Raw genomic sequence first — 23680 nt, forward strand, 5'->3', positions numbered from 1 at the left:
GACGATCCGCGCCGGGGCCCGCGGTCCTCCACGTGGGACGGAACCAGGACCGTGGTCCTGGTCCGCCCTCCCGGCGTCGGTCGCGGGGACCACGTCCGGGCTGGAGGGCCGGTGCCAGAATGGCTGCGTCAGTGATCAGCCGGGAGGACCAGATGAACGGGCGTCAGCGCGCCGGGGCGGTCGCGAGTACGGACCGCCCGCCGGGGGAACGGACGGCGAACGGCGTCGACGGGCGGCCGGGGCGGTGGACGGACGGGCTGCCGTGGACCCAGGGCGACGCCCTGGTGGCCGTCGGTGCCGGCACGGTCGACCTGCTCGGGTACCTGCTCCTCGGTCGGATCGCCGACGGCCAGGGCATCACCGTGCCGGTCTTCGTCCTGGTCGCCCTCTCGGGCCTGCCGCTGCTCGCCCGGCGCAGCCGCCCGGTGCCGGCGCTCGCCGCCGTCCTGGTGCTCCAGACGGCCGTCGAGCTCTCCACCGCCCCGGCCGGCGCCCGCTTCGGCGCCGTCCTGACCGTCGCCCTGTACGCGGTCGGCCGCAACTGCACCGTCCAGGTCACGGCGGCCGCCGGCGCGGCGACGGCGGTGGTCACACCGCTGAGCCAGGGCCACTTCCAATCCCTGACCTGGGAGGCGGTCATCGCCGCGCCCTTCTCCGCCGCCCTGGTGGGCGCCGCCGGTCTGGCGGTCTCGCGCTGGCAGCGGGAGGTGGCCGCCAACCGCCGACTGCTGGCAGACCGCGCGGTCGCCGAGGAACGCCGCCGCATCGCCCGGGAGCTGCACGACATCGTGGCCCACCACATCACCACCATGCAGCTGATGGCCGGCGGTGCCCGGGCCAACCTCGGCAGGCCGGAGGTGGTCCGGGACGCCCTGGTCACCCTGGAGTCCTCGGGACGGCTGGCCCTGCGCGAGATGCGCCAGCTGCTGAACGTCCTGCGGACCGGCGACGAACCGGACACCGCCCCGCCATTGCCCCAGCCCGGGGCGGACGAGCTCGACCGGCTGGTGGACGAGTCCTGCCTGGCCGGGCTGTCGACCGAGTTCACCGTCGACGGGCCCAGGCGCCCGCTGCCGCCCACCGTCGGCCTGACCGTGTTCCGGATCGTCCAGGAGGGCCTCACCAACGCCCGCAAGTACGCCGGCCCCGCCCGGGCCTCCGTCCGCCTGGCGTACCACCCGGACCGGGTCACCGTCGAGGTGCGGGACGACGGCGGCGGCGCGCCCCCGCCGGAGTGCGCCCCGGGTGCGGGCCGGGCGGGGTACGGCCTGATCGGCATGCGCGAGCGCGTCTCCCTGCACGGCGGCACCCTGGAGACCGGCCCGCAGCCGGGCGGCGGCTTCGCCGTGGTGGCCGAGCTGCCGCTGAGCTCCGCCGAATCGTCCGAGGCGGCCGTCCAGCACGGCGGGGCGGGCCGATGACCGACCCGACCAGCCGTGCCGACGGCAACGACACCGGCACCGGCACCGACGGCGCCGGGCCCGCCCCGGCGATCAAGGTGCTCATCGTCGACGACCAGCCGCTGGTCCGCCGCGGCCTGTCCCTGATCCTCTTCCCCGACCCGTCCTTCGAGGTGGTCGGCGAGGCCGAGGACGGCGAGCGGGCCGTCGCCGCCGCCCTGCGGCTGCGCCCCGACGTCGTGGTGATGGACATCCGGATGCCCGTCCTGGACGGCGTCGGCGCGACCGGGGAACTGGCCCGCGTCCTGCCCGGCTGCCGGGTGCTCGCCCTCAGCACCTTCGACATGGACGAGTACGTGGTGGCCGCGCTGCGCGCCGGTGCCCACGGGTTCCTGCCCAAGGACGTCTCCCCGGAGGAGCTGGCCACCGCGATCCGGACCGTGCACGCCGGGGAGGCGGTGGTCGCTCCGCGGCTGCTCACCCGGCTGATCTCCGCCTACGTCCGGACTCCGGGCGCCACCGCCGCGCCGCCGGCCGCCGCCACCGGCACGGACGACCTCACGCCCCGGGAGGTCGAGGTGTGGCGGCTGATCGCCACCGGCCTCGACAACACCGCGATCTCACTGGCCCTGGACATCAGCGTGTCGACGGTGAAGAACTACATCACCAGCATCTTCGGCAAGCTCGACGTCCGGGACCGCGCCCAGGCGGTCATCGCGGCCTACGAGTCCGGCCTGGTCACCGCCCGCACCGGGAACGGCGACCAGGCCGGAGGGCGCGCCTAGCCGAACGGCCGCGCGGGCCGCGACCGGCGGCCCGGGGGCTCACCGGGCCGCCGCCTCCGGGAGGCACCGGCCGTCCCGGCCGACGAGGCGCATCCCTTCCAAGTCCACTGGACCGGCAGCGACTTGAGGCCGTTCTGGAAGTTGGAGACCAGGTGCCGCGGCGGCCGGCCCGGGACCAGCGCGAGCCCGGGCAGGCGCTCGATCAGCCGGCGCAGCATCGATCGCAGCTGGAGCCGGGCGAGTTGGGCACCGAGGCAGAAGTGCGGGCCGTGGCCGAAGCTCACGTGGTCGTTCGGGCTGCGGGTGATGTCGAAGCGGTCCGGCTCGGGGAACACCTCCGCGTCCCGGTTGGCGGAGGCGTGGTAGACCACCACCTTGTCGCCCCGCCGGATCGTCCGGCCGCCCAGCTCCACGTCCCGCGTCGCCGTGCGGCGGAAGTCCGTCACCGGCGCCCAGTGGCGCAGCATCTCCTCGACCGCGGAGGGCACCAAGTCGGGATTAGCGCACAGCAGTTGGTACTGCTCCGGGTGGCCGAGCAAGGTGTACAGGCCGCCGGGCAGGCCGTTGCGGACGGTCTCGTTCCCGGCGACGGCGAAGAGGAAGAACATGGTCTCGAACTCCTCGGCCGTCAGGCCCGCTTCGAGCGTCCGGGAGAGCAGGCCGCCCGGGGCGGGCCGCCGGGCCAGGCCGTGGGCGTAGGCGAACATGTCCGCCAGCGCGGCGCGGGAGCGGGGGTTGACCGGGCGGCCGTCCGGGGCGGTCCGGGTGGTGGGGCGGTGGGCGAGCGCGGCACGGCCGAGCTCGGTGAGTGCGGCCGGCTCCACGGTGCTGGAGTGGGCGTAGTCGGCGTCCTGGTAGCCGATCACCCGGTTCGCCCAGTCCAGCAGCAGCAACCGGTCCTGCTCCGGCACGCCCATCACCCGGGCCAGTGTCCACACCGGCAGGTCGGCGGCGAGCCGGACGAAGTCCGCGCGACCGGCCGGCCGCACCTCCTCGATCAGCTCCCGCACCCGGCCGTCGACCGCCTCGGCCAGTTCCGCGAGGGCGCGCGGGGTGAACGCCGCGGCGACGATCCGGCGCAGCCGGGAGTGGTCGGGCGGGTCCTGGTTGAGCATCATCGCCCGGGCGAACTCCAGGTCCGCCGGGGTGTCGGGGTCGCGGATCTGGGTGGCGCCCAGGTGCGAGGAGAACAGCTCGGGGCTGCGCAGCACCTGCTTCACGTCCCCGTGCCGCAGCACCGCCCAGTACCCGGGGCCTCCGGGCCACCCGCCGATCGGAGGCTCCTCGACCCAACAGACGGGAACGGACTCGCGGAGTTTCCGCAAGAGTTCGTGAGGAACGCCGTGGGCGTAGGTGTCCGGGAGGAAGATCTGGTTGACGTACGCCTGATCGAGGGTCACATGGACGGACGGTACGTCAGGGTCATCACGATGTCATGGACGGTGAAAAGGTGTTCGAGTTCAATGGGATGGTCGGTCCGGACGATCGCCGCCTCGACGACGGCGGCGAGCGCTGGACCACGCAGCCGACCGGCGGGGCCACGACGGGCCACACGCCGGCCGACCGGTTCCGGCCCGCCACCGAGGACGAGGCCGGACAGGCACTCGACGGCGGCCGGAGCCGCGAGGCGCGCACGTTCTGCTAGGCACGGTTCGATGTCGGCGCCGAGCGCGGCGAGGAGGCCGGTGACGCGCCGGTGACGAGGGCACGGAGGGCCGGGCCTTCCATAATGGTGCCCATTCGACACGCCGGGCGGTGGGGGCGAGCAGGTGCAGGGCTGGCAGGTCAGGAACGGCATCGAGAACAGCACGGTCAACGGCAGCACCTTCCAGGCGCGCGAACTGACCGTCCACCAGTACGCCGCGCCGACCGCCGAGGTGCGGTGGCCGGTGGTGATCGGGCGGATCCCGCCCAGGGCGACGGCCTTCCAGCCCCGGGCGGAGCTGCGCCGGGCCATCGACGAGGCCCGCGGGGAGTACGGGACGGTCGTGCTGAGCCAGGTGCTGGCGGGCGGTGGCGGCGTCGGCAAGTCGCAGCTCGCGGCGCACTACGCGCGCGCGGCCGTCGAGGCGGGCACCGACCTGGTGCTGTGGGCCGACGCGGCCGAGCCGTCCGCCGTGACCGAGCTGTACGCCCGGGCCGCCGTGGAGCTCCGGGTGCCCGGGGCGAGCGGTGAGGCCGAGCAGGACGCGGAGCGCTTCCTCGCCTGGCTGGCCGCCACCGACCGGAGCTGGCTGGTCGTCCTCGACAACACCACCGAGCACACGCCCGAGGAGCTGTGGCCCGTCACCAGCCGGGGCGGGCGCGGACGGGTCATCGCGACCACCCGTCACCGGGGAGCCGCCAGTACGGGCGGCGACCGGACCCTCGTGGACGTCACCACGTACTCCCCCGCCGAGTCCGCCGCCTATCTCGCCGAGCGGCTGGAGCGGGCCAAGTGCGCCCGCTTCCTCGACGAGCACGCGGAGGAGCTCGCCGAGGCGCTGGGCCACCTGCCGCTGGCGCTGGCCCACGCGGCCGCCTGCATGGTCAACACCCGGCGCGGTTGCGGCCGTTACCTGGAACTGTTCCGTGACCGCTCGCGCAGCCTGGACGCCGTGCTGCCGGCCCGCTCCGGTGCCGACGGCTACCGGGGGCCGGTCGCGGCGGCGCTGCTGCTGGCCCTCGACGCGGCGCAGCAGGAGGAGCCGGTCGGGCTCGCCGGGCCGGTCCTCCGGTTGGCGGCGCTGCTGGACCCGGCCGGGCATCCGCAGGAGCTGTGGGGCACCGGGCCGGTGCTGGAGCATCTCGGCAGGGTCCGCGGCGCGACCGTCACGGCCGACGACGCGATGGAGGCGCTCGCGCTGCTGCACAACTACAGCCTCGTCACCCTCACCGAGACCTCCCACCGGGAGGTGACCCTCCATGCGCTCACCGCCCGTGCCACCCTCGACACGGCTCCCGACTCGACGCGGGCGGGCATCGTGGTCGCCGAGGCCCTTCTCGAACTGTGGCCGACCGCGGACTACGGCGTGCAGGGTCTGGCCGCGACGCTCCGGGCCAACACCGACGTGCTCACCAGGCACGGGCCCACCGGCCTGATCCAGCGGCCGCTGGGGATGCACCTGCTGCTGTTCCGCTGCGGCGCGAGCCTCGTGGAGGCGGGCCTGTACGCCACCGGCATCCAGTACTGGACGCATCTCGCCAGCACGAGCGAGCGCGTCCTGGGAGGCGACCATCCCGACACTCTCGCGGCCCTCGGGAACCTCGCGCAGTCGTGCTGGGAGGCCGGACGCACCGACGAGGCGATGAGTCTCCAGGAGCAGGTCCTCGCCGACCTCCAACGCCTCCACGGCAGTGACCACCCCACCGTCCTGATGGCCCGCAACAACCTGGCCGCCACCTACTCGGAGGCCGGACGCGTCGAGGACGCCATCGGCCTCCAGGAGCAGGTCCTCGCCGACCGCCGGCACGAGCTGGGCGCCGACCACCCCGACACCCTCACGTCCCGCAACAACCTGGCCGCCACCTACCTGGAGGCCGGACGCGTCGAGGACGCCGTCGGCCTCCAGGAGCAGGTCCTCGCCGACCGCCGGCGCGTCCTCGGCGGCGACCACCCGGACACCCTCACGTCCCGCAACAACCTCGCGGTCATGTACCTGCACGCCGGAGACGTGGAGCGAGGGGTGGAGATGCTCCGCCGGGCGGCGGCGGACCTCGACCGCGTCCTCGGGCCGGACCATCCGTCGACCGTCCTGGCCAGGGAGAACCTGCTCGAAGTGACGGGGGAACCTCAGCCCGAGGCCGCCCAGGACAGCAGCAGCCGCAGCCCGTCGTCCGACGCCGAGCCCGGGTCGGCGGTGTAGGTCACCAGCGCCTGGCCGGGGTCGTCGGCCGGCCGCAGGGTGTCGTACACGAGGTCCAGCGTGCCGGCCAGGGGGTGGCGGAAGGCCTTGCGGCCCGAGGTCTTGTCGGCGACCGGGTGGTCGGCCCACATCCGCTGGAACTCTTCGCTGCCCAGGCAGAGTTGGCCGATCAGCTCGGCGAGCAGCGGGTCGTCGGGGCGGCGGCCGGCCTCCAGGTGGAGGAAGGCGACGTTCTCCCGGGCGCACGCGGCCCAGTCGGCGTAGAGCTCGCGGGAGGCCGGGTCGAGGAAGGTGATGCGGGCGATGTTGCGCTCCTCGACGGGCAGGGCGCCGTAGTCGCCGAGGAGCGCGACGGCGGCGTGGTTCCAGGCCAGGACGTCCATCCGGTGGCCCATCACCAGGGCCGGGGTGTGCGGGAGCTGCTCCAGCAGGCGCAGCAGCGAGGGGCGGGGCCGCTGGCGCTCGACGGGGCGGCGGGGGCGGGCCGCGGGCCGGGCGAGGCGGTGCAGGTGGCCGGACTCGTCGGGGGCCAGCCGCAGGGCGCGGGCGACGGCGTCGAGGACGGCGTCCGAGGGGTTGCCGACGCGGCCCTGTTCGAGGCGGGTGTAGTAGTCGACGCTGACTCCGGCGAGGTGGGCGAGCTCCTCGCGGCGCAGCCCGGCGACGCGGCGGCGGCCGCCGTAGTCGGGGAGGTCGACGTCCTCGGGCCGCAGGCCGGCGCGGCGGGTGCGGAGGAATTCGCTCAGGGCGCTGCTCGGGTTCACGTCATGGATTGTCACCCGGACGGGTGCCGCCGTGCCTGGCCCTGTCAGGACCAGGCACGGCGGGGCCGGGGCGGTCAGCCGGTCAGGGACGGGAAGGCCGGGACGAGCCCGCCGTCGATCACGATGTCCTGCCCGGTGATGTACGAGGAGCGGTCGGAGAGCAGGAAGGCGACCGTCTGCGCGACGTCCTCGGCGGTGCCCAGGCGGCCGAGCGGGACGTGGCCGCGGACCGCCTCGTGGTCGGCCGGGTCCGGGAGGGCCGCGTGGAACATCTCGGTGACGATGTAGCCGGGGCTGACCGAGTTGACCCGGATGCCGCGGCCGGCCAGTTCGCTGCCGAGGGTGCGGGCGAGGCTGAGGACGGCGGCCTTGGTGGCGGCGTAGACGGCGGCGCCGGGCAGGCCGCGGTGCGGGGTCCAGGAGGCGTTGAGGACGACGGATCCGCCGCCGGCGGCGTCCAGCAGCGGCAGGGCGTGCTGGACGGTGAGGAACACGCCCTTGAGGTTGACGGCGACGATCCGGTCGAACTCGGCCTCCGTCACCTCGTCCACCGGCTGGAAGCCGGCCACGCCGGCGTTGGCGAAGACCCCGTCGAGCCGGCCGTACCGCTCCCGCACGGTGTCGGCCAGCCGGGCGAGGTCGGCCGCCACGGAGGCGTCGGCGCGGACGGTGAGCAGCCGGTCGCCGGCGTCGAGGCGCGCCGCGGCGCGGGCGAGCCGCGCGTCGTCGCGGCCCGTGACGACGACCCGGGCACCGGTGGCGAGGAGGTGACGGGCGGTGGCGAGGCCCATGCCGCTGGTGCCGCCGGTGACGAGGACCGTGGCGTCGCCGGGGACGGTGGCGTCGGGGGTGGCGGCGGCGTCGCCGGGGACGGTGGCGTCGGAAGGAGCGGTGGCGTCGGAAGGAGCGGTGGCGTCGGAGGAAGTGTGGCTCATGCCGTTCACCTTCGCGACCGGTGCCGGGACGGCACCAGGCCCGCCTCGACCGTGGGTCCCGGAAAACCACCCTGCAAACCGGGAATCGGCGCGATCACCGGACGGTTGGGCCAGGGCGACGGTCCAATACGGCACTCGCGAAGAGGGACTTCCCATGAAGATCGGCATCATCGGCGCGGGCAACATCGGCGGCAACCTGACGCGACGGCTGACGTCGCTGGGGCACGAGGTATCGGTGGCCAACTCCCGTGGCCCGGAGACGCTCAAGGCACTGGTCGAGGAGACCGGCGCGACGGCGGTGACGGTCTCCGAGGCCGCCCGGGACGCGCAGGTCGTGGTGGTGACGGTGCCGCTGAAGCGCGTGCCGGACCTGCCCGCCGGGCTGCTGGACGGCGCCGCCGAGGGCGTCGCGGTGATCGACACCGGCAACTACTACCCGAAGGAGCGCGACGGCCGGATCGACGCGATCGAGGACGGCGGGCTCACCGAGAGCCGGTGGACGGAGCAGCACCTCGGGCACCGGGTGGTGAAGGTGTTCAACGGCACCTACGCCCAGGACCTGCTGGAGCGCCCGCGCCCGGCCGGGGACCCGGAGCGGATCGCCGTGCCGGTCGCGTCGGACGACGAGGCGGCCAAGCGGGTGGTGCGGGAGCTGGTCGACGCGTTGGGCTTCGACACCGTGGACGCGGGCGGGATCGACGAGTCCTGGCGCCAGCAGCCGGCCACTCCGGTGTACGGGCTGCGGGCCGGGGTCGAGGCGGTCACCCGGGCGCTCGCGGAGGCCTCCCCGGAGCGCCCGGCCGCCCACCGGGCGTAGGGCCTGTCCCGAGCCCCCGCCCGGCGGAGCGGTTCAGCGGAGCCGGCGCGCCCCCTCCGCCGGGACGGCGGTGAGGGTGCGCGGCTCGGCGTACCCGGCTTCGCGGAAGGCGGCGGTGACCTCGGCGGCGACGCGCTCGGCGGTGTCCGCGTCCACCAGGGCGATGACCGAGCCGCCGAAGCCGCCGCCGGTCATCCGCGCGCCGTGGGCGCCGGCGGCCAGGGCCGCGTCGACGGCGAGGTCGGTCTCCGGGCAGGAGACCCGGTAGTCGTCGCGCAGCGAGGCGTGCCCGGCGGTGAGGATAGGGCCGAGCGCGGCGGGGTCGCCGGCGTCCAGACGGGCGACGGCGGCCTCCACCCGGGCGTTCTCGGTGACCACGTGGCGCACCAGGGGAACCAGGTCCTCGGGGAGCCGGGCGAGCGCTTCGGCCAGTCCGGACTGCTGGAGCGAGCGGAGCGCGGGCAGCCCGAGCAGGGCGGCGGCGCGTTCGCAGCCGGCCCGCAGCGCGGCGTAGGCGCCGTCGCCGAGGTCGTGCTTCACCCGGGTGTCCAGGACGAGCAGGGCGAGGCCCGCGCCCGCGAGGTCGACGGGTACCTGACGCATCGTCAGATCACGGCTGTCGAGGAACAGGGCGGCCCCGGGGCGGCAGCACATCGAGGCCATCTGGTCCATGATTCCGCAGGGCACGCCGACGAAGGCGTTCTCGGCCCGCTGCGCCAGCACCGCCAGCTCCGGGCCCGCCAGGCCCAGCCCGTACAGGTCGTTGCAGACGGCGGCGACGACGCACTCCAGGGCGGCCGAGGAGGAGAGCCCGGCGCCGCCGGGCACGTCGCTGTCCAGCCGGAGGTCGGCCCCGCCGACCCGGTGCCCGGCCTCGCGCAGCGCCCACACCACCCCGGCCGGGTAGCCGGCCCAGCCGGGCACCGAGCCGGGGGCGAGGTCGTCCACCTTCAGCGTCACGAGGGCGCCGCCCTGGGCGGACCAGAGCCGCAGCAGTCCGTCCTCCCGCCGGGCGGCCTGGGCGCGGACGGTCCGCGGCAGGGCGATGGGGAGGACGAACCCGAGGTTGTAGTCGGTGTGTTCGCCGATCAGGTTGACCCGGCCGGGGGCGGCCCACTCCCCCTCGGAGGGGCGGCCGTACAGCTGCTCGAAGGTGTTCATGCGGCGACCTCCCGCAGCCGGCGGGCCGCGTCCTCGGGGGTGACGTCGTTGACGAAGGCGTCCATGCCGGATTCCACCCCGGCCAGGTACTTGAGCTTGTCGGCGGCGCGCCGGATGGTGAACAGCTCCAGGTGCAGGGCGAGTTCGTCCCGCTGTCCGGCCGGGGCCTGGTGCCAGGCGGAGATGTACGGGGTCCGGCCGGTGCCGAAGAGCCGGTCGAAGCGGCGCAGCAACTCCAGGTAGAGGGCGGGGAATTCGTCCCGCTGTTCGGCGTCCAGCGCGGTCAGGTCGGGCACCCGGCGGTGCGGGTGGAGGTGGACCTCGTACGGCCAGCGGGCGGCGAAGGGGACGAAGGCCGTCCAGTGCGTCCCGGCGAGCACGATGCGGTCGCCGTGGGCGCGTTCGGCGGCGAGCAGGTCCTCGAAGAGGTTGCGGCCGGTGGCGGCGCGGTGTTCGGCGGCGCGGGTGGCCATCCGGGCGGTGCGCGGGGCGGTGAAGGGCAGGGCGTAGACCTGGCCGTGCGGGTGGGCGAGGGTGACGCCGATCTCGGCGCCCCGGTTCTCGAAGCAGTAGACCTGCCGCACGCCGGGCAGGGCGGAGAGTTCGGCGGTGCGGTCGGTCCAGGCGTCCAGGACGAGCCGGGCGCGCTCGGGGGTGAGGTCGGCGAAGGAGGCCTCGTGGTCGGCGGTGAAGCAGACCACCTCGCAGCGCCCGGCGCCGGGGCCGCTGGTCCACAGGCCCCCGGCCGCCCGGACGGGCTCCGCGGGCGGGCCGGCCAGCGAGGGGAAGCGGTTCTCGAAGACGGCCACCTGGTAGTCCTCGGCCGGGATCTCGCTGAGCCGCCCGTCCCGGGACGGGCAGAGCGGGCACTCCTCGGCCGGCGGCTGGTAGGTGCGCGCCTGGCGGTGGGCCGCGATGGTGACCCAGTCGCCGGTGGCCGGGTCCAGCCGGACCTCGGAACCGGGGGTCTGCGGGTCGAGCGGCCGTTCGTCCACCGCGCTCCGGGGGGCGGCGGTGCCGCCGTCGTAGTAGATCAGCTGCCGACCGTCCGCGAGGGTGGTCACTGTCCTGACGGTGGGCTGGGTCAGGGACGTACCGGGCATGGCCCTTCTTCCTCCGAGTGAAGCCATTGGACATGGGTAAATCAACAGAAAGCTACAATCTCAAACATTATCCACCATGAGCACGTGGCCGAAGTGCTCGAAGGAGGCCTCCCGATGGCTGACAGCGCCCAACCGCTCGCCGGACAGCGCCGCGTGCTGATCCTGGAGCAGATCCGCGAGCGCGGCGGGGTCCGGGTCACCGAGCTGGTCCGCGACCTCGGGGTCTCCGACATGACGGTCCGGCGCGACCTGGACGCGCTGGCGCGCCGGGGCCTGGTCCACAAGGTGCACGGCGGCGCCGTCCGGGTCGAGGCGCCGGCCACCGGCGAGCCCGGGTTCGAGACCAAGGCGCACTGGGAGCTGCCCGCCAAGGAGGCGATCGCCCGGGCCGCCGCCGCGCTCGTCCCGCCGGGTTCGGCGGTCGGGCTGGCCGGCGGGACGACCACCTTCGCGGTCGCCCGGCACCTGCGCGCGGTCGAGGGCCTGACCGTGGTGACCAACTCGCTGCGGATCGCCGAGCTGCTGGAACAGCCCGCCGAGGACGGCACGCCGGCCACCGCCACGGTGATCCGCACCGGCGGCGTGCGGACCCCCTCGGACGCGCTGGTCGGGCCGGTGGCCGACCGGGCGATCCGCTCCCTGCACGTCAACCTGCTGATCCTGGGCTGCCACGGGCTCTCCCCCGAGGCCGGGCTGACCACCCCGAACCTCGCCGAGGCGGAGACCAACCGCGCCTTCCTCCGGTCGGCCCGCCGGGTGGTCGTGGTCGCGGACCACACCAAGTGGAACGCGGTCGGCCTGGCCACCTTCGCCGACCTGGACCAGCTGGACGTCCTGGTCACCGACGACGCCCTGCCCGCCGAGCAGCGGGCGGCCGCCGCGGGCATGGTCGGCGAGCTGATCGTGGCGGCGACGGCGGACCGCACGAACCGGCCCGGCTAGCCCGACCGGTCCGGCCGCCCCGACTCACCCGACCGGCCCGGCTCGCCGAACCAGCCCGACCAGCCGGGTCGCTGCGTCCCGCCGGAGCGGCCCGAACTCCCCCGCACCACCAGCTCGGTGGGCAGCTCCAGCCCCTCGCCCGGCGCCGCCCGCCCGCGCACCTGGTCCAGCAGCCGGCCGACCAGCGCCGTGGCGATCGCCCGCAGCGGCAGCCGGACCGAGGTCAGCCCGGGATGGAGGTGCCGGCAGAGCGGCGTGTCGTGGAACCCGGTGACCGCCACCCCGCCGGGCCCGATCACCAGCCCCTCCGCCCGGACCGCCTCGTACACGTCCAGTGCCAGCAGGTCGCTGCCGGCCGCGACGGCGGTCGGCCGGTCGGGCCCGCGCAGCAGCGCCCGTACGGAGGCCGTCACGGAGCCCCCGGCCGCTCCCCCGGCCCCGTCACCGGCTCCGTCAACGGCCCCGGCCCTCGCCGTGCCCGTCGCCACCGCGGACAGGCCGAGCCGGTCGGCCTCGGCGAGGAACCCGGCCCGCCGCGCCGCCATCCAGGGCAGCTCCTCGGCGGCCCCGAGGTAGCCGATCCGGCGGTGGCCGAGCGCCGCGAGGTGCCGCACCACCTCGGCCATCGCCGCCTCGTTGCCGATGTCCACCCAGTGCTGCGGCTGCCCGGGCCCGGTCCGTCCGAAGCTGACGAACGGGACGCCGAGCCGGGCCGCATGGGCGATCCGGACGTCCTCGTGCAGCACGTCGGCCAGCACCAGTCCGTCCACCTGGCGGGCCGCCACCAGTTCGTCGATCGCCGCCGCCGGGTCGGCCGCGCCCTGCCCCGGCCGGAACAGCAGCACCCGCTGCCCGGCCGCCCCGGCCGCGTCGACCAGGGCCTCCAGGAAGCCGGCCATCAGCGGGTTCGGGTCGAGCGGGTCGTCCACCGGGGCGAGGTAGCCGATGGTGCGGCGGGCACCGCTGCGCAGCGAGCGGGCCGACTGGTCGGGCTGGTAGCCGAGTTCGCGGATCGCCGCGTTCACCCGCTCCAGGGTCTCCGGGCGGACCCGCTGCGGCGCGTTCAGCGTGTTGGAGACGGTCTGCCGGGAGACCCCGGCCGCCCGGGCGACCTCCTCGATCGTGGCGGCGCCACGGCGCGGCCGGTGCGGTCCCTCGGGCATGCGGTCCTCCAGGGGTGGTCGGGGCTCGGGACGACGGGGCCGGCGCCGGTCCGCCGCCCCGAGCGGGTCGGGCCCTGCGCGGGACCGGGCCCGACGCGGGGTCAGGGCCCGGCGCAGGGGCAGGCCCGACGCGAGGTCAGGCCCGGCGCAGGGTCAGCAGTCCGCCGCGCGGCACCACGATCGCGTCCGCCCGGTCCAGCTCGACCTCGCCCTGCCGGACGATACGCCCCCGGGCGTCCTGCACCGTCACCGCCACCTGCCCGCGGCCGCCGGTGAGCCGGACGTCCGGGTCGGCGTCGGCGTTGGCGACCAGCAGGGTGTGCCAGTCCCCGCCGGAGACGTCCACCGGCAGTGCGGCGTAGCGGGCCACCGCCACGGTGTCGGCGCCGCGCGCGGTGACCATCGGGTAGCCGAGGTCCGGGCGGGCCGGGAGCAGTTCGCCGAGCTGGAGGGTGGCGGTGTGCTCGCGGAAGACGCCGAGCCAGAAGGCGATGGTCTCGCGCTGGGCCTCGCTCTGCGCGGCGAGGTCGACGGAGATCTGCGGCACCGAGAACAGCACGTTGATCAGGTGGCAGGCGACCTGCTCCGGCGGCTCGCCCGGGTGCCACATCAGCATGTCGGCGTGGACGGGGACGGGCCCGGCCGCGAGCCGCACGTCGACGGTCCGCTGCCGGTTCTCCTGCGGGCTGAGCGGGCAGTCGGTGGCGCGGATCATGGTCGCGTACGGCCACAGGCCGGGGCTGACGTACGGCTGGCGGTGCTCGATCATCGCCTCCGGGTCGGCGGCGGTGATCCGGCCGCGGATCCCGGCGAGCAGCCGCTCCACGCCCTCGTCGACGGTCGCGCAGTCCGCGCCGGGGCGGGCCGGCGGGGCGTCGGCGCTCTCGGCGGCGCGGGCGAACCAGTCGACGAAGTCCACCTTGAGGCCGTCCATGCCCCACTCCTCGACGGCCCGGGCGAGCCGGTCGATGAGGAAGGCCCGGACCTCGGGGTGGCGCGGGTCGGCGACGATCGCGCCCATGTGGGCGGCGTCGGCCAGAGCGAGGTGGCCGATCTCCCGGTACGCGGCGCTGTCCTTGCCGATGAACGGCAGCGCGTACCAGAGCATGTAGCGCACGCCGAGGTCGTGCACCCGCCGCACGTGGGCGGCGGTGTCGGGCAGCGAGACCGGCTCCCAGTCGCCGCAGTGGGCGTAGCCGCGGGTGCGGTCGGCGGTCATCCAGCCGTCGTCCACGATGATCACGTCCAGGCCCAGCTCCTTGCCGAGCGCGGCCTGGGTCTCGACGCCCTTGGGGGTGATGTCCTGGTGCATCGAGTACCAGGTGGAGTACGCGGGGCGGCGGGCGGCGTCCGGGATGTCGGCCGTGCGGCCCTCGCCCCACCAGGCTGCGAGGTCGGCCAGGGCGCGCCCGAAGTGCCGGCGGGAGGTGTCGATCCGGACGGTGAGCCGGTCGGTGGCCTGGGCCCAGAACCGGAACTCGCCGGTCTCCTCGACCACTCCGGCCCCGGTCAGCACGTCCGGACGCCCGGCGGCGAAGGCGCACAGGGCGACGTCCCCGGTGCCGACCAGCGCGGCGATCGGCGCGCCGTTGGCCAGCGAGGTGCGGCGCGGGGCGCTCCAGGCGGCGGGCAGCCGGCCGGTGCCGCGCGGCTCGGGGGTCCACAGGGCGGTGGCGTCCACGCAGGGCACGCGCCACTCGATCCGCACCTCGCCCGCGCCCTCGGCGGTCACCTCCACCACCCCGTCGGCGATGCCCCGGGCCGTGCCGGTGCCGCTCACCCGCAGGTCCAGCCCGTCGGCGTACAGCCGGCGCAGGCCGCCGGCGGCGGTGGGGGCGTGCGGCTCCCAGACGTCGTCGGTGCCGGTCGTCGTCCCGCCCGTGCTCCCGCCCGTGCTCCCGCTCGGGCTCCCGGTCGTGCTCTCGTTCCTGTTCTCGGTCGTGCTCTCGGTCATGGTCAGCCCTTCGTGGCGCCGGCCAGCAGGCCGGAGATGAACTGCCGCTGGAGGACCAGGAAGAGGACCATCATCGGCAGGGTGGACAGCGCGGTGCCGGAGAGGATCGCGCCGTAGTCGGTGTTGGACTTGTTGCCGTGCAGCGTCGCCAGGGCGACCGGCAGGGTGTGCATCTCGGGGCTGCGCAGGGCGATCAGCGGCCAGACGAACTGGTTCCAGGACCCCAGGAAGAGGAAGATCGACAGCGCCGCCAGCACCGGCCGCATGACCGGCACCACCACGCTGAACAGCACCCGGATCTCGCCCGCGCCGTCGACCCGGGCGGCGTCCAGGAGTTCGTCCGGCAGGCTGCTCAGCGACTGCCGCATCAGGAAGATGGCGAACGGCACGCACAGGCCGGGCAGGATCAGCGCCTGGTAGGTGTCCAGCAGGCCGAAGTTCGTCATCATCTTGAACAGCGGTACCAGCGTGACCTGTTCGGGCACCACGAGGGTGGACAGCAGCAGTGCGAACAGCAGGGTGCGGCCGCGGAAGCGGAACTTGGCGAAGGCGTAGCCCGCGAGCAGCGCCACGACGAGGGCGCCCAGCGTCTGGACCCCCGCCACCAGCACGGAGTTCCCGATCACCCGGAGCAGGCCGATCTTCTGCTGGAGGTGGCTCAGGTTCTCGCCGAGGCTCCCGCCGGGCAGCAGCTTGGGCGGCCAGTCGAAGACCTCGGTGTCCTTGCGGGTGGCGGAGACCACCAGCCAGTAGAAGGGGGCGATCGACAGCCCGGTGATGCCGGCCAGGAAGAAGGTGAGCGGCCAGCCGCGCAGCTTCTTGAGGGGGTTCGCCCTCCTGGGGGTCGCGCCCCCGGGCGCAGCGCTCCGGGGTGTCGCGCCCTCGGGCGTCGTGATCCCGGGCGTCGTGGTCCCGGGCGTCGTGGTCTGGGGGGTGGTGGTCTTGGAGGTCACTTGTCGCGCTCTCCCATCAGGCGCATCTGGAGGGCGCCGAGCACCGACACGATCAGGGTGAGCGCGTAGGCGATGGCGGAGGCGTAGCCGAAGTCGAAGTACCGGAAGCCGTTCTGGTACAGGTACATGGAGACGGTCAGGGTGGCGTTGTCCGGCCCGCCGCCGGTCAGCACGTACGGCTCGTCGAAGAGCTGGAGCGTGCCGATGGTCGAGAGCACGACCGTGAACAGCAGCACCGGGCGCAGCGCGGGGACGGTGATCGAGGTGAAGCGGCGGATCGGACCGGCGCCGTCGACCATCGCGGCCTCGTACAACTCCTTCGGGATGGACTGGAGTCCGGCGAGGTAGATGACGGCGTTGTAGCCGGTGTAGTGCCAGGTGAGCACCACCACGACGGCCATCCGGGCCCAGACCGGCTGGCCCAGCCAGTCGACGGAGGGCAGGCCGACGGCGTTCAGCACCCAGTTGACCGCGCCGTCGTCGGACTTGAGCAGGTAGGCGAACATCACGCCGGTGGCGACCAGGCCGGTGACCGAGGGCATGAAGACGCCGAGTCGCCACACCGTGCGCCAGCGCACCACCGCGGAGTTGATGCCGACGGCCATCAGCAGGGCCAGTCCGAGCATCAGCGGGACCTGGACGACGAGGATCTCGCCGGTGTTGCGCAGGGCCGTCCAGAACAGCGGATCGTCCAGCAGCCGCTGGTAGTTGGCGATGCCGGCGCTGCGGGTGGCGGCGCCGGCGCCGGTGGTGAAGGAGAGCCACAGCGACTCGATGATCGGGTAGGCCTTGAACACGCCGAAGGTGAGCAGGGCCGGGGCGAGCAGCAGGTACGGCAGGGCGGTGCGCCGCCGGCGGCTCGGCCGGGCCTTCCCGGCGAGGGCGGCGGAGGTCGGGCTGGCGGCACTCATGCGATACCGCGCCCCGTCTGCTGGGCGAGCTGCTTGGCGGCGTCCTGGAGGACGGCGGCCGGGTCGGCGCCCTTGAGGAGGACCTTGGTCTGGGCGTCGCTGACGAGCTTGAGGGCGCGGGCGTAGTCGCCGGAGTAGTTGGTGGGGTCGCCGCCCTCGATGGCGAGGTCGGTGAAGGTCTTGAGCACCGCCTGGCCCCCGTAGAAGGCGCTGGGCGCGGCGTACATCGGGTCGGCGTAGGCCTCGGTGAGGGCCGGGAAGACGCCGCCCGCGTTGAACATCGTGTTGACCGAGGCCGTGCGGGTGAGCGCGTACTCGACGAACTTCCAGGCGGCGCGGCGGCGCGGGCTGGAGGCGGCGACGGCCAGGTGGGTGGAGTTGACCAGCGCGGTGCGCTTGCCGCCGGGGGTGACCGCCGGGGGCTTGGTGAGGCGCCAGTTGCCGCTCTGGTCGGGGAACTTCTTCTCCAGGTAGTGCGCGACCCAGGTGGGCATCGCGGCCACCGCGAGCTTGCCGCTCTTCATCACCGGCTGCCAGCTCTGGACGCCGGGGGTGTCACCGATCAGCCCGGCCTCGTCCAGCCGCTTGATGATGGTCAGGGCCCGCACGGCCGGCTCCGAGGCGACGGTGATCTTGCCCTGGAGGTCGAAGTAGAAGGCGCCCTGGAGCTGCATCAGGCCCTGGAGGAAGTCCAGGTCGGGGGTGGGGTTGGCGGCCCGGTTGACGCCGATCAGCGCGATGCCGGGGTTGGCGGCCTTGAAGCGGTCGGCGACGGCGAGCAGGTCGTCCCAGGTGGCGAAGGTCTCGGGGTCGATGCCCGCCTTGTCGAAGTAGTCCTTGCGGTAGAAGAAGCCCAGCGCGTTGACCTCCCAGGGCAGCGCGTAGGCGTGGCCGTCCTTGCCGGTGACGACCGGCCACAGGCCCTTGGCGAACTTGTCCTTGTGGGCGTCGGCGCCGAGCGCGGAGAGGTCGGCCAGGCCGCCGGGGAACTTCTCCTGGTAGCCGGGCAGGTAGTCACAGCCGATGTGGAGGACGTCGCCGAGGCCCTGGCCGCCGGCCGCCAGACCGACGGTGATCTTGTCCCAGATGGCGGGCTCGCCGATGTCCTGGACGTCGACCTTGATCCCCGGGTTGTCCTTCTCGAAGGCCGGGACGATGCCGCGCAGGGCGTCGGCGGCGGTGGCCCAGGACCAGACGGTGATCGTGCCGGTGTCGGCGTCCCCGCCGGCGGCGCCTCCCGAGCCGGAGCCGCCGCCGCAGGCCGCGAGGGTGCCGCCGGCGGCGACGGCCAGCAGGCCGGCTCCGGAGGCGCGGAGAAGGTCGCGACGAGAAAGGTGTGACATTGCATTCCTCTCGGTGGGGTGGCGCCGGAAGGCTGTGATGCGCAGGGGGTGGTGGGTGTGACAGGTGCGGCGGGGGTCGCTCGGGTCCGTTTGAACGTTCAAACACACAAAACAGACCAGAACCAAACAGGTTCGAACGAGCGGACACAGCAAACGCCCGCCCTCCCCGTGCCGTCAAGCCCTGGAGAGGGGAACGGCGGGCTCCGCAACCGTTCCGTTATCAGCGGGTGACTCGACCCGGCGGGAGGGGTCCGGGTCGGTTTCCGGCCAGGTTTGTCATGTATTCGTCCAGTCTCGACCGGCCCCACCGTCCGTCCGACTAGGGTCGGTCCAGCTCCGCGGCACGGCGTCGTACGGCCATCGCGCGGCGCTTCGCGGACCCGTCGATTGGACTGGTGAGAAGTGAACATCAAGTATCGCCACGTGCTCGGTCGTTCATGGACGGCGGCAGTCCGGGGCCGGCTCGCCGCCGCGGTGGGGGTGGTCACCCTGCTGGTGGCCGTCCTCACCGGCACGGCCGCCGGCACGGCCGGTGCGGCACCGGCGGCGGCACCGGTCGCCGCCGCCCAGGCCTCCCCCGGATGGGTCTGTCCCGGCACGCCCGTACCGGACGGCTACGTGATCACCCAGCGCCAGCCGAGCGGGTGCAACAAGGCCGGCGCCTGGTACATCCAGCCCGTGCAGAACGGCATCTGGACCTGCGCCACCTCTCCGATTCCCCCCGGCTACGTGATCACCCTCCACAACGCCACCGGCTGCAGCGGCATCGACTACTGGTACCTGGAGCTGCCCCGCGACGGCCAGTACACCTGCGCGGGTTCGCCTATCCCGCCCGGCTACGTGCTCACCGGCCACATGAACTCCGGCTGCGGCAACATCGGCTCGTGGTACCAGCAACTGGCCCGCGTCGGCGAGTACATGTGCCCCTACCAGCCCGTTCCGGCCGGCTTCCGCGCGGGCACCTACAACGCGAGCATGTGCAGCGGCCTCGGGGGCTGGTACCTGCTCGCCGCCTGATCCGACCGCCGCCGGCGGGCACCGCGCAGCACCCGGTGCCCGTCGGCGAGGGGGCAGGTCCGGTCCGCCGCCTACGGGGCGCCCCCGTCGGCGCCGGGGAAGCGCGTTCCCGGGGTGACCGGGATCCCGCGGGACATGGCCTCGAAGTCCAGGATCGGGTGGGTCAGGATCTCCTCGACCTCGTCGGTCAGGAGGTTGCCCAGGATGAACTCCTCCTCCGCGCCCGACCCGAAGGTGACGACCTGCCCGCTCGACTGGATCATCCAGTTCAGCAGCTCCCGCTCGCTGCTCTCCGCGAGGTGGATCTCCCGGCCGGGGTGGTCGCGCCGGATCCCGTCCACGACCGCGCGGACGTCCTCGACCGCCACCCCGAGCCTGCGGACCGTGGCCGGCGACGCCCGCCGGCCCCACCACTGGAAGATCACCCACTGGGCGACCGAAGGGTGGGACATGATCTCGGCGGCGAGCTCCGGCAGTTGGTGGAGGTTCTCGGCACTCGCCACGGTGTGCACCCGCACCCGGTCGAAGCCCTCGGCGTCGCACAGGGCGAGGGATTCCAGCAGCGCCCGGAGGAGGTCGGCGTCCGGGCTGCGGCGGAACGCCCGCTGCACGTCCGCGGTGACGGCGTCCAGCGGCAGCCGCAGCGAGGACAGGCCGCGGAGGCGGTCGAGCTTCTCGGCGGTGAGCGTGTATCCGGTGGTGTCGAGGCCGACCTTGAGGCCGGCGGCGATCGCGTGGTCGACCACGTCGAAGATCGGCGGCCACAGCAGCGGGTCGCCGCCCGCCAGCACCAGGTCGGTGGTCCCGTGCGCGGCCAGCTTCGCGATGATCCGGTCCGCCTGGGCCAGGTCGATCTGCTCCGCGGCGAACGGGTTGTAGCAGCCCTGGCAGGACATCGGACAGCGGTTGTTGATCGACCAGTTGACCCGCCGGACGCCACGTCCGGTGCGCGGCCGGCCGGCCCGGCTCCGGATCCCCGCCACCAGGTGGGCCAGCCGCCGGCTCTGCGGGAGGACGGCTCCGGCGAGCAGGTCCTCGGCCCGTTCGACGGCGGCCGCGGTGGCGTTGTTCTGGAGCAGCAGGAACGCCAGGCGCCAGCGCATGGCCTCGTCCGCCGGGTCCCGGCCCAGGGCCAGTTCGACCCGCTCGGTCAGGGCGCCGAGGTAGCCCGGGTTGAAGTTGGCGGGCTCCAGGCGCCGTTGGAAGTCGTCGGCTATCGACCCGCGTTCCAAGGACCTGTCGTAGCCGGCCCGCAAGGGGTGCGGGGGCAGGATCTCCACGTGCTGCCGGGTGGACATGAGGTGCTCTCCGGTGGTGGTCAGTTCGGGGCGGACGGCAGCAGGACGACCATCGAGTCGGCGGACGACAGGCCCATGCTCTCGACGAAGACCGCGTCGCGGACGAGCTGCGCGACGGCGGGGTGGGTGGGGGTGGCGAGGTAGCGCGCGGTGGATTCGAGCGGGGTGACGCCGCGCTCGGCGATCAGGGCGCGCAGGGCGTGCGGGAGGTCGTCGAGGCCGTCGCGCACCCCCTTGAGGTCGAACCGGTCGGCCAGCCGCGTCGCGGCCCTGCGGGCCTTGGCGAGGTTGGTCGTCGGGTCCACGGCCGTCGCCTTCGCCAGGTAGTAGGGGACGGGCTGCATCATCCAGGCCAGTGCCCCGTGCGGGTCGCCGTCGTCGCGGCCCGGCAGGTCGAAGCCCTCCGGCCCGAGTGCGAGGCCGTCGCAGAACCACTCGGGCCTCATGCTGATCCGGTAGTGGGCGTGGCCGGCCAGCCGGAACGCCGGGAGCCTGGCGATGACGGACGTCGTCTCGATCCGGAAGGTGTCGGAGATCCGCCGCATCCTCCGTCCCACCACGTCGCGGACTTCCGGCACGTCCGCGTCCTCGGCCACGACGTGTACCAGGTCGAGGTTGGAGACGACGTCTCCGCTCGGCCCGGTGCGGTGGTCGCCGCGGGCGAGGGAACCGGTCGCCGCCACCGACATGTCGGTGACGTCGGCGAACTCGCGGGCCAACTCCTGGAACAACAGGGGGACGTCTTCGGGTCTCACGTGGCTCCTCGGGTGTCGGCGGCGGCGGCGAAGGAGCGATCCTTCACCCTCTCTTCCAAGTCCTTTTACATCGTGGAGAGTTCGTATTCAGTCGCGCAGCCTAACAGCGGCCCGCCACAAATGGTCGAGTTCGCATCAATTACCTCATGCGTCAGGGATGACAAACCGACAGAAGCTGTCCTGTTCAGTCACATTGGGGGACGCGTCAGGCGCCCTCGGACCGGGTGGGGATCCCGTCCCCGGCCTGTCGGAGCGGCAGGCGCAGCACCTCGGCCACCCGGGCCTTGACCACCTCGCCGTGGGCGAGCGGGACGGGGCGGCCGCCGCGCTCCGCGCAGACCCCGAGGTCCGCCAGCAGGTACAGGGCCCGCAGGGTGCGGACGGCGTTGGAGGCCCAGACCGGCATCGGCCCGTACTCGTACGGGCCGAGGGCCTCGGCGATCGGTGCCAGCCAGGCGGTCGACCGCTCCGGCGTCAGGTCGGGGCGGGTGAGGACGAGGGCCACCGCCTTGGCGAGCCGGTCGTCCTCCCGCTCCGCGAACAGGTACTCCGTCGGGGCGAGCAGGCGCTCGGCGGCGAGCCCGAGCAGCGGTCCGGGGTCGACCTCGGGCCGCAGGCCGAAGGCCCCCAGCAGGTCCGCGCCGTGCGCCACCGCGTGCAGCCAGCCGAGCGTGTCGTCACGGCCCCGCAGGTCGGCCTCCGCGCGGTACCAGGCGGCGAACGCGTCGAGCCACCCGGGCCCGGCACCGCCCCGGTTCACGATCATCCTCAGGACGAGCGGGGCGAAGGTCCGCGCCTCGATCCGCGGATCGGTGAAGCGCTCCGCCATCAGGTCACCGAGCGCCAGACACCGCTCGCGGTCGATCACCCCGCTCCGTATCCAGGCGTCCAGCACCGCGTACGGGTAACCGTCCCTGATCTCGGGGTCCGGGCTCCCCAGAGCCTCCGCCAGCTCCGCGGTCAGGTCGTCCAGCCCGCGCCCCGGGGGGAGTGCACAGTCGTTCTCGTGGATCTCGCGCCAGTTCGTCACGGGGCGGGACCCTATCAACGGCGGACAGGGCCTCCCACCTGCTTTTTCCGCGCGGGAAGTCGGCCCGGCCGACTTTCCGCGCAACCGCCGTCAGCCGTCAGCCGTCAGCGGCCGACCTCGCGCAGGCGGAAGTCCTCGACCGTCTCCCGCCGGATCAGCAGCCGCGCCCGGCCGTCCTTCACCGCCACCACGGCGGGGCGGCCGACCAGGTTGTAGCCGGACGCCATCGACAGCTGGTACGCACCGGCCGCCGGCATCGCCAGCAGGTCGCCCGGGCGCAGGTCGGCGGGCAGCGCCGCGTCCCGCACCAGCACGTCCCCGGCCTCGCAGTGACGGCCCACCACGTCCACCCTCGCCTCCCCCGCCTCCGAACGGCGGCCGACCAGCCGCACCGCGTACGGCGATCCGTACAGCGCCGGGCGCGGGTTGTCGCTCATGCCGCCGTCCACCGCGACGAAGCAGCGGCCGTCGGCCGAGTGCTTGACCGACAGCACCCGGTACACGGCCACCGCGGCCGGACCGGCCACGGCGCGACCGGGTTCGACGATCAGCCGGGGCACCTCCAGCCCGGCCTCCGCGCAGCGCACCGCCAGCCGGTCGGTCACCCGCACCGCGAACCCGGCGAGGTCCAGCGCCTCGTCCCCCGCCAGGTAGCGGATGCCGTGGCCGCCGCCGAGGTCCAGCTCCGGCAGTTCCACGCCGTGCCGCTCCCGCACCTCGGCGAGCAGCCGCACCAGCGCGTCCACCGCGAGCAGGTACGGCTCGACCGAGGTGATCTGCGAGCCCAGGTGGCAGTGCAGTCCCGCCAGTTCGAGGCCCGGCTGGTCTAGCACCCGGGCGACGGCGTCCGCCGCGTCACCGCCCTCGATCGGGAACCCGAACTTCTGCCCGCCGACCCCGGTGCGCACCGCCGCGTGGTGCCCGGCGGCGATCCCGGGAACCACCCGGACCAGCACCTTCTGCGGTGTGTCCGCCGCCACCAGCGCGGCCAGCCGGGCGATCTCCGCCGGGCCGTCGATCACGATCCGCCCGACCCGCAGCCGCCGCGCCAGCCGCAGCTCCTCCGGGGACTTGGCGTTGCCGTGCAGCAGGATCCGCTGCGCCGGGAAGCCGGCCGAGACGGCCAGCCAGAGCTCGCCCGACGAGCAGACGTCCAGCCCCAGCCCCTCCTGCTCCACCCAGTCGGCCATCGCGCTGCACAGGAAGGCCTTGGCCGCGTACAGCACCTCGGCGTGCGGCAGCGCCCGCCGGTAGGCCCGGGCCCGGCCCCGGACCTCGGCCTCGTCCAGCACGTACAGCGGGGTGCCGAACCGCTCGGCGGCCTCCGCCAGTCCCACACCGCCGACCAGCACCTCGCCTCCCCGGCCGGGCCGCGCCGAGGCGGGCCAGGGGCCGCCGAGCGCATCGGCGGAGGTGGTGACGGACGTGGGGGCGGGGGCGGTGACGGGCCGGGCGACGAGCTGGGTCATGGCGGCTACTCCTGTGGGCGGGCGCGTGGGCGACG

Annotated in this window: 21 protein-coding genes; 7 read left to right on the forward strand and 14 right to left on the reverse strand. The window is 74.2% G+C overall.

What is annotated here, in order from left to right; translation table 11 throughout:
* Positions 1-152: 152 nt before the first annotated feature.
* A complete protein-coding gene (locus tag ACGFSC_RS07285) occupies positions 153-1421 on the forward strand; it encodes a sensor histidine kinase (RefSeq protein ID WP_359898794.1) in 1269 nt (422 codons plus the stop codon).
* Positions 1418-2185: a response regulator transcription factor gene (locus ACGFSC_RS07290; RefSeq protein ID WP_359898796.1), complete on the forward strand. Its 768-nt coding sequence runs from the start codon at positions 1418-1420 to the stop codon at positions 2183-2185. Before ACGFSC_RS07285 ends, ACGFSC_RS07290 begins: the two co-directional genes overlap by 4 nt.
* Here ACGFSC_RS07290 and ACGFSC_RS07295 read toward each other — a convergent pair.
* Entirely contained in the window at positions 2182-3585 is a 1404-nt protein-coding gene (locus ACGFSC_RS07295) for a cytochrome P450 (protein WP_359898798.1), read from the reverse strand. The two genes, ACGFSC_RS07290 and ACGFSC_RS07295, sit on opposite strands and share 4 nt — an antisense overlap.
* A gap of 35 nt (positions 3586-3620) precedes the next feature.
* Between ACGFSC_RS07295 and ACGFSC_RS07300 the strand changes: the two genes are divergently transcribed.
* Both ACGFSC_RS07300 and ACGFSC_RS07305 read left to right on the forward strand, forming a co-directional pair.
* Positions 3621-3830 (forward strand): hypothetical protein, encoded by a 210-nt coding sequence (locus tag ACGFSC_RS07300; RefSeq protein ID WP_359898800.1) that lies wholly within the window; start codon positions 3621-3623, stop codon positions 3828-3830.
* A gap of 124 nt (positions 3831-3954) precedes the next feature.
* Positions 3955-6030, forward strand: a complete 2076-nt coding sequence (locus ACGFSC_RS07305; protein ID WP_359898802.1) for a tetratricopeptide repeat protein — start codon at positions 3955-3957, stop codon at positions 6028-6030.
* On the opposite strand, the gene ACGFSC_RS07310 is transcribed toward ACGFSC_RS07305, so the two are convergent.
* Both ACGFSC_RS07310 and ACGFSC_RS07315 read right to left on the reverse strand, forming a co-directional pair.
* The gene (locus ACGFSC_RS07310) at positions 5958-6794 is read right to left on the reverse strand and encodes a helix-turn-helix transcriptional regulator (protein ID WP_359898804.1); all 837 of its coding nucleotides are present in this window, start codon (positions 6792-6794) and stop codon (positions 5958-5960) included. The genes ACGFSC_RS07305 and ACGFSC_RS07310 overlap by 73 nt on opposite strands.
* Positions 6795-6868: 74 nt before the next feature.
* Positions 6869-7729 (reverse strand): glucose 1-dehydrogenase, encoded by an 861-nt coding sequence (locus tag ACGFSC_RS07315; RefSeq protein WP_359898806.1) that lies wholly within the window; start codon positions 7727-7729, stop codon positions 6869-6871.
* 154 nt (positions 7730-7883) lie between these two features.
* On the opposite strand from ACGFSC_RS07315, the gene ACGFSC_RS07320 reads away from it, so the two are divergent.
* Positions 7884-8546: an NAD(P)-binding domain-containing protein gene (locus ACGFSC_RS07320; RefSeq protein ID WP_359898808.1), complete on the forward strand. Its 663-nt coding sequence runs from the start codon at positions 7884-7886 to the stop codon at positions 8544-8546.
* A gap of 33 nt (positions 8547-8579) precedes the next feature.
* Here ACGFSC_RS07320 and galK read toward each other — a convergent pair whose 3' ends face one another.
* Both galK and galT read right to left on the reverse strand, forming a co-directional pair.
* The gene (galK, locus tag ACGFSC_RS07325; protein ID WP_359898810.1) at positions 8580-9707 is read right to left on the reverse strand and encodes a galactokinase; all 1128 of its coding nucleotides are present in this window, start codon (positions 9705-9707) and stop codon (positions 8580-8582) included.
* The gene (gene galT, locus ACGFSC_RS07330) at positions 9704-10810 is read right to left on the reverse strand and encodes a galactose-1-phosphate uridylyltransferase (RefSeq protein WP_359898812.1); all 1107 of its coding nucleotides are present in this window, start codon (positions 10808-10810) and stop codon (positions 9704-9706) included. The genes galK and galT overlap by 4 nt, the downstream gene beginning before the upstream one ends.
* A 114-nt stretch (positions 10811-10924) precedes the next feature.
* On the opposite strand from galT, the gene ACGFSC_RS07335 reads away from it, so the two are divergent.
* Entirely contained in the window at positions 10925-11752 is an 828-nt protein-coding gene (locus tag ACGFSC_RS07335) for a DeoR/GlpR family DNA-binding transcription regulator (RefSeq protein ID WP_359898814.1), read from the forward strand.
* Here the strand turns inward: ACGFSC_RS07335 and ACGFSC_RS07340 are convergent.
* The 5 genes from ACGFSC_RS07340 to ACGFSC_RS07360 all read right to left on the reverse strand — a co-directional run bounded on the left by ACGFSC_RS07340 (position 11749) and on the right by ACGFSC_RS07360 (position 18076).
* Positions 11749-12915 carry a LacI family DNA-binding transcriptional regulator gene (locus ACGFSC_RS07340; RefSeq protein ID WP_359898816.1) on the reverse strand — a complete coding sequence of 389 codons (1167 nt, stop codon included), beginning with the start codon at positions 12913-12915 and terminating at the stop codon, positions 11749-11751. The genes ACGFSC_RS07335 and ACGFSC_RS07340 overlap by 4 nt on opposite strands.
* A 136-nt stretch (positions 12916-13051) precedes the next feature.
* Positions 13052-14869, reverse strand: a complete 1818-nt coding sequence (locus tag ACGFSC_RS07345; protein ID WP_359898817.1) for a glycoside hydrolase family 36 protein — start codon at positions 14867-14869, stop codon at positions 13052-13054.
* Between the two features lie 2 nt (positions 14870-14871).
* Entirely contained in the window at positions 14872-15822 is a 951-nt protein-coding gene (locus tag ACGFSC_RS07350) for a carbohydrate ABC transporter permease (RefSeq protein ID WP_359898819.1), read from the reverse strand.
* The gene (locus ACGFSC_RS07355; RefSeq protein ID WP_359898821.1) at positions 15819-16733 is read right to left on the reverse strand and encodes a sugar ABC transporter permease; all 915 of its coding nucleotides are present in this window, start codon (positions 16731-16733) and stop codon (positions 15819-15821) included. The genes ACGFSC_RS07350 and ACGFSC_RS07355 overlap by 4 nt, the downstream gene beginning before the upstream one ends.
* Entirely contained in the window at positions 16730-18076 is a 1347-nt protein-coding gene (locus ACGFSC_RS07360; RefSeq protein WP_359898823.1) for an extracellular solute-binding protein, read from the reverse strand. Before ACGFSC_RS07360 ends, ACGFSC_RS07355 begins: the two co-directional genes overlap by 4 nt.
* A 423-nt stretch (positions 18077-18499) precedes the next feature.
* Here ACGFSC_RS07360 and ACGFSC_RS07365 point away from each other — a divergent pair, with 423 nt between their 5' ends.
* Positions 18500-19093: a hypothetical protein gene (locus ACGFSC_RS07365; protein ID WP_359898825.1), complete on the forward strand. Its 594-nt coding sequence runs from the start codon at positions 18500-18502 to the stop codon at positions 19091-19093.
* A 71-nt stretch (positions 19094-19164) separates the two neighbouring features.
* Here ACGFSC_RS07365 and ACGFSC_RS07370 read toward each other — a convergent pair whose 3' ends face one another.
* The 4 genes from ACGFSC_RS07370 to lysA all read right to left on the reverse strand — a co-directional run bounded on the left by ACGFSC_RS07370 (position 19165) and on the right by lysA (position 23645).
* Positions 19165-20391 carry a radical SAM protein gene (locus ACGFSC_RS07370; protein WP_359898827.1) on the reverse strand — a complete coding sequence of 409 codons (1227 nt, stop codon included), beginning with the start codon at positions 20389-20391 and terminating at the stop codon, positions 19165-19167.
* 20 nt (positions 20392-20411) lie between these two features.
* A complete protein-coding gene (locus tag ACGFSC_RS07375; RefSeq protein ID WP_359898829.1) occupies positions 20412-21146 on the reverse strand; it encodes a hypothetical protein in 735 nt (244 codons plus the stop codon).
* A 205-nt stretch (positions 21147-21351) separates the two neighbouring features.
* On the reverse strand, positions 21352-22176 hold the full coding sequence (locus tag ACGFSC_RS07380; protein ID WP_359898831.1) for a DUF2785 domain-containing protein: 825 nt from the start codon (positions 22174-22176) through the stop codon (positions 21352-21354).
* A 104-nt stretch (positions 22177-22280) separates the two neighbouring features.
* On the reverse strand, positions 22281-23645 hold the full coding sequence (gene lysA, locus ACGFSC_RS07385; protein ID WP_359898833.1) for a diaminopimelate decarboxylase: 1365 nt from the start codon (positions 23643-23645) through the stop codon (positions 22281-22283).
* Positions 23646-23680 lie beyond the last annotated feature (35 nt).

It is taken from the genome of Kitasatospora sp. NPDC048715, from assembly GCF_043198905.1.
Taxonomy (GTDB): domain Bacteria; phylum Actinomycetota; class Actinomycetes; order Streptomycetales; family Streptomycetaceae; genus Kitasatospora; species Kitasatospora lactacystinica.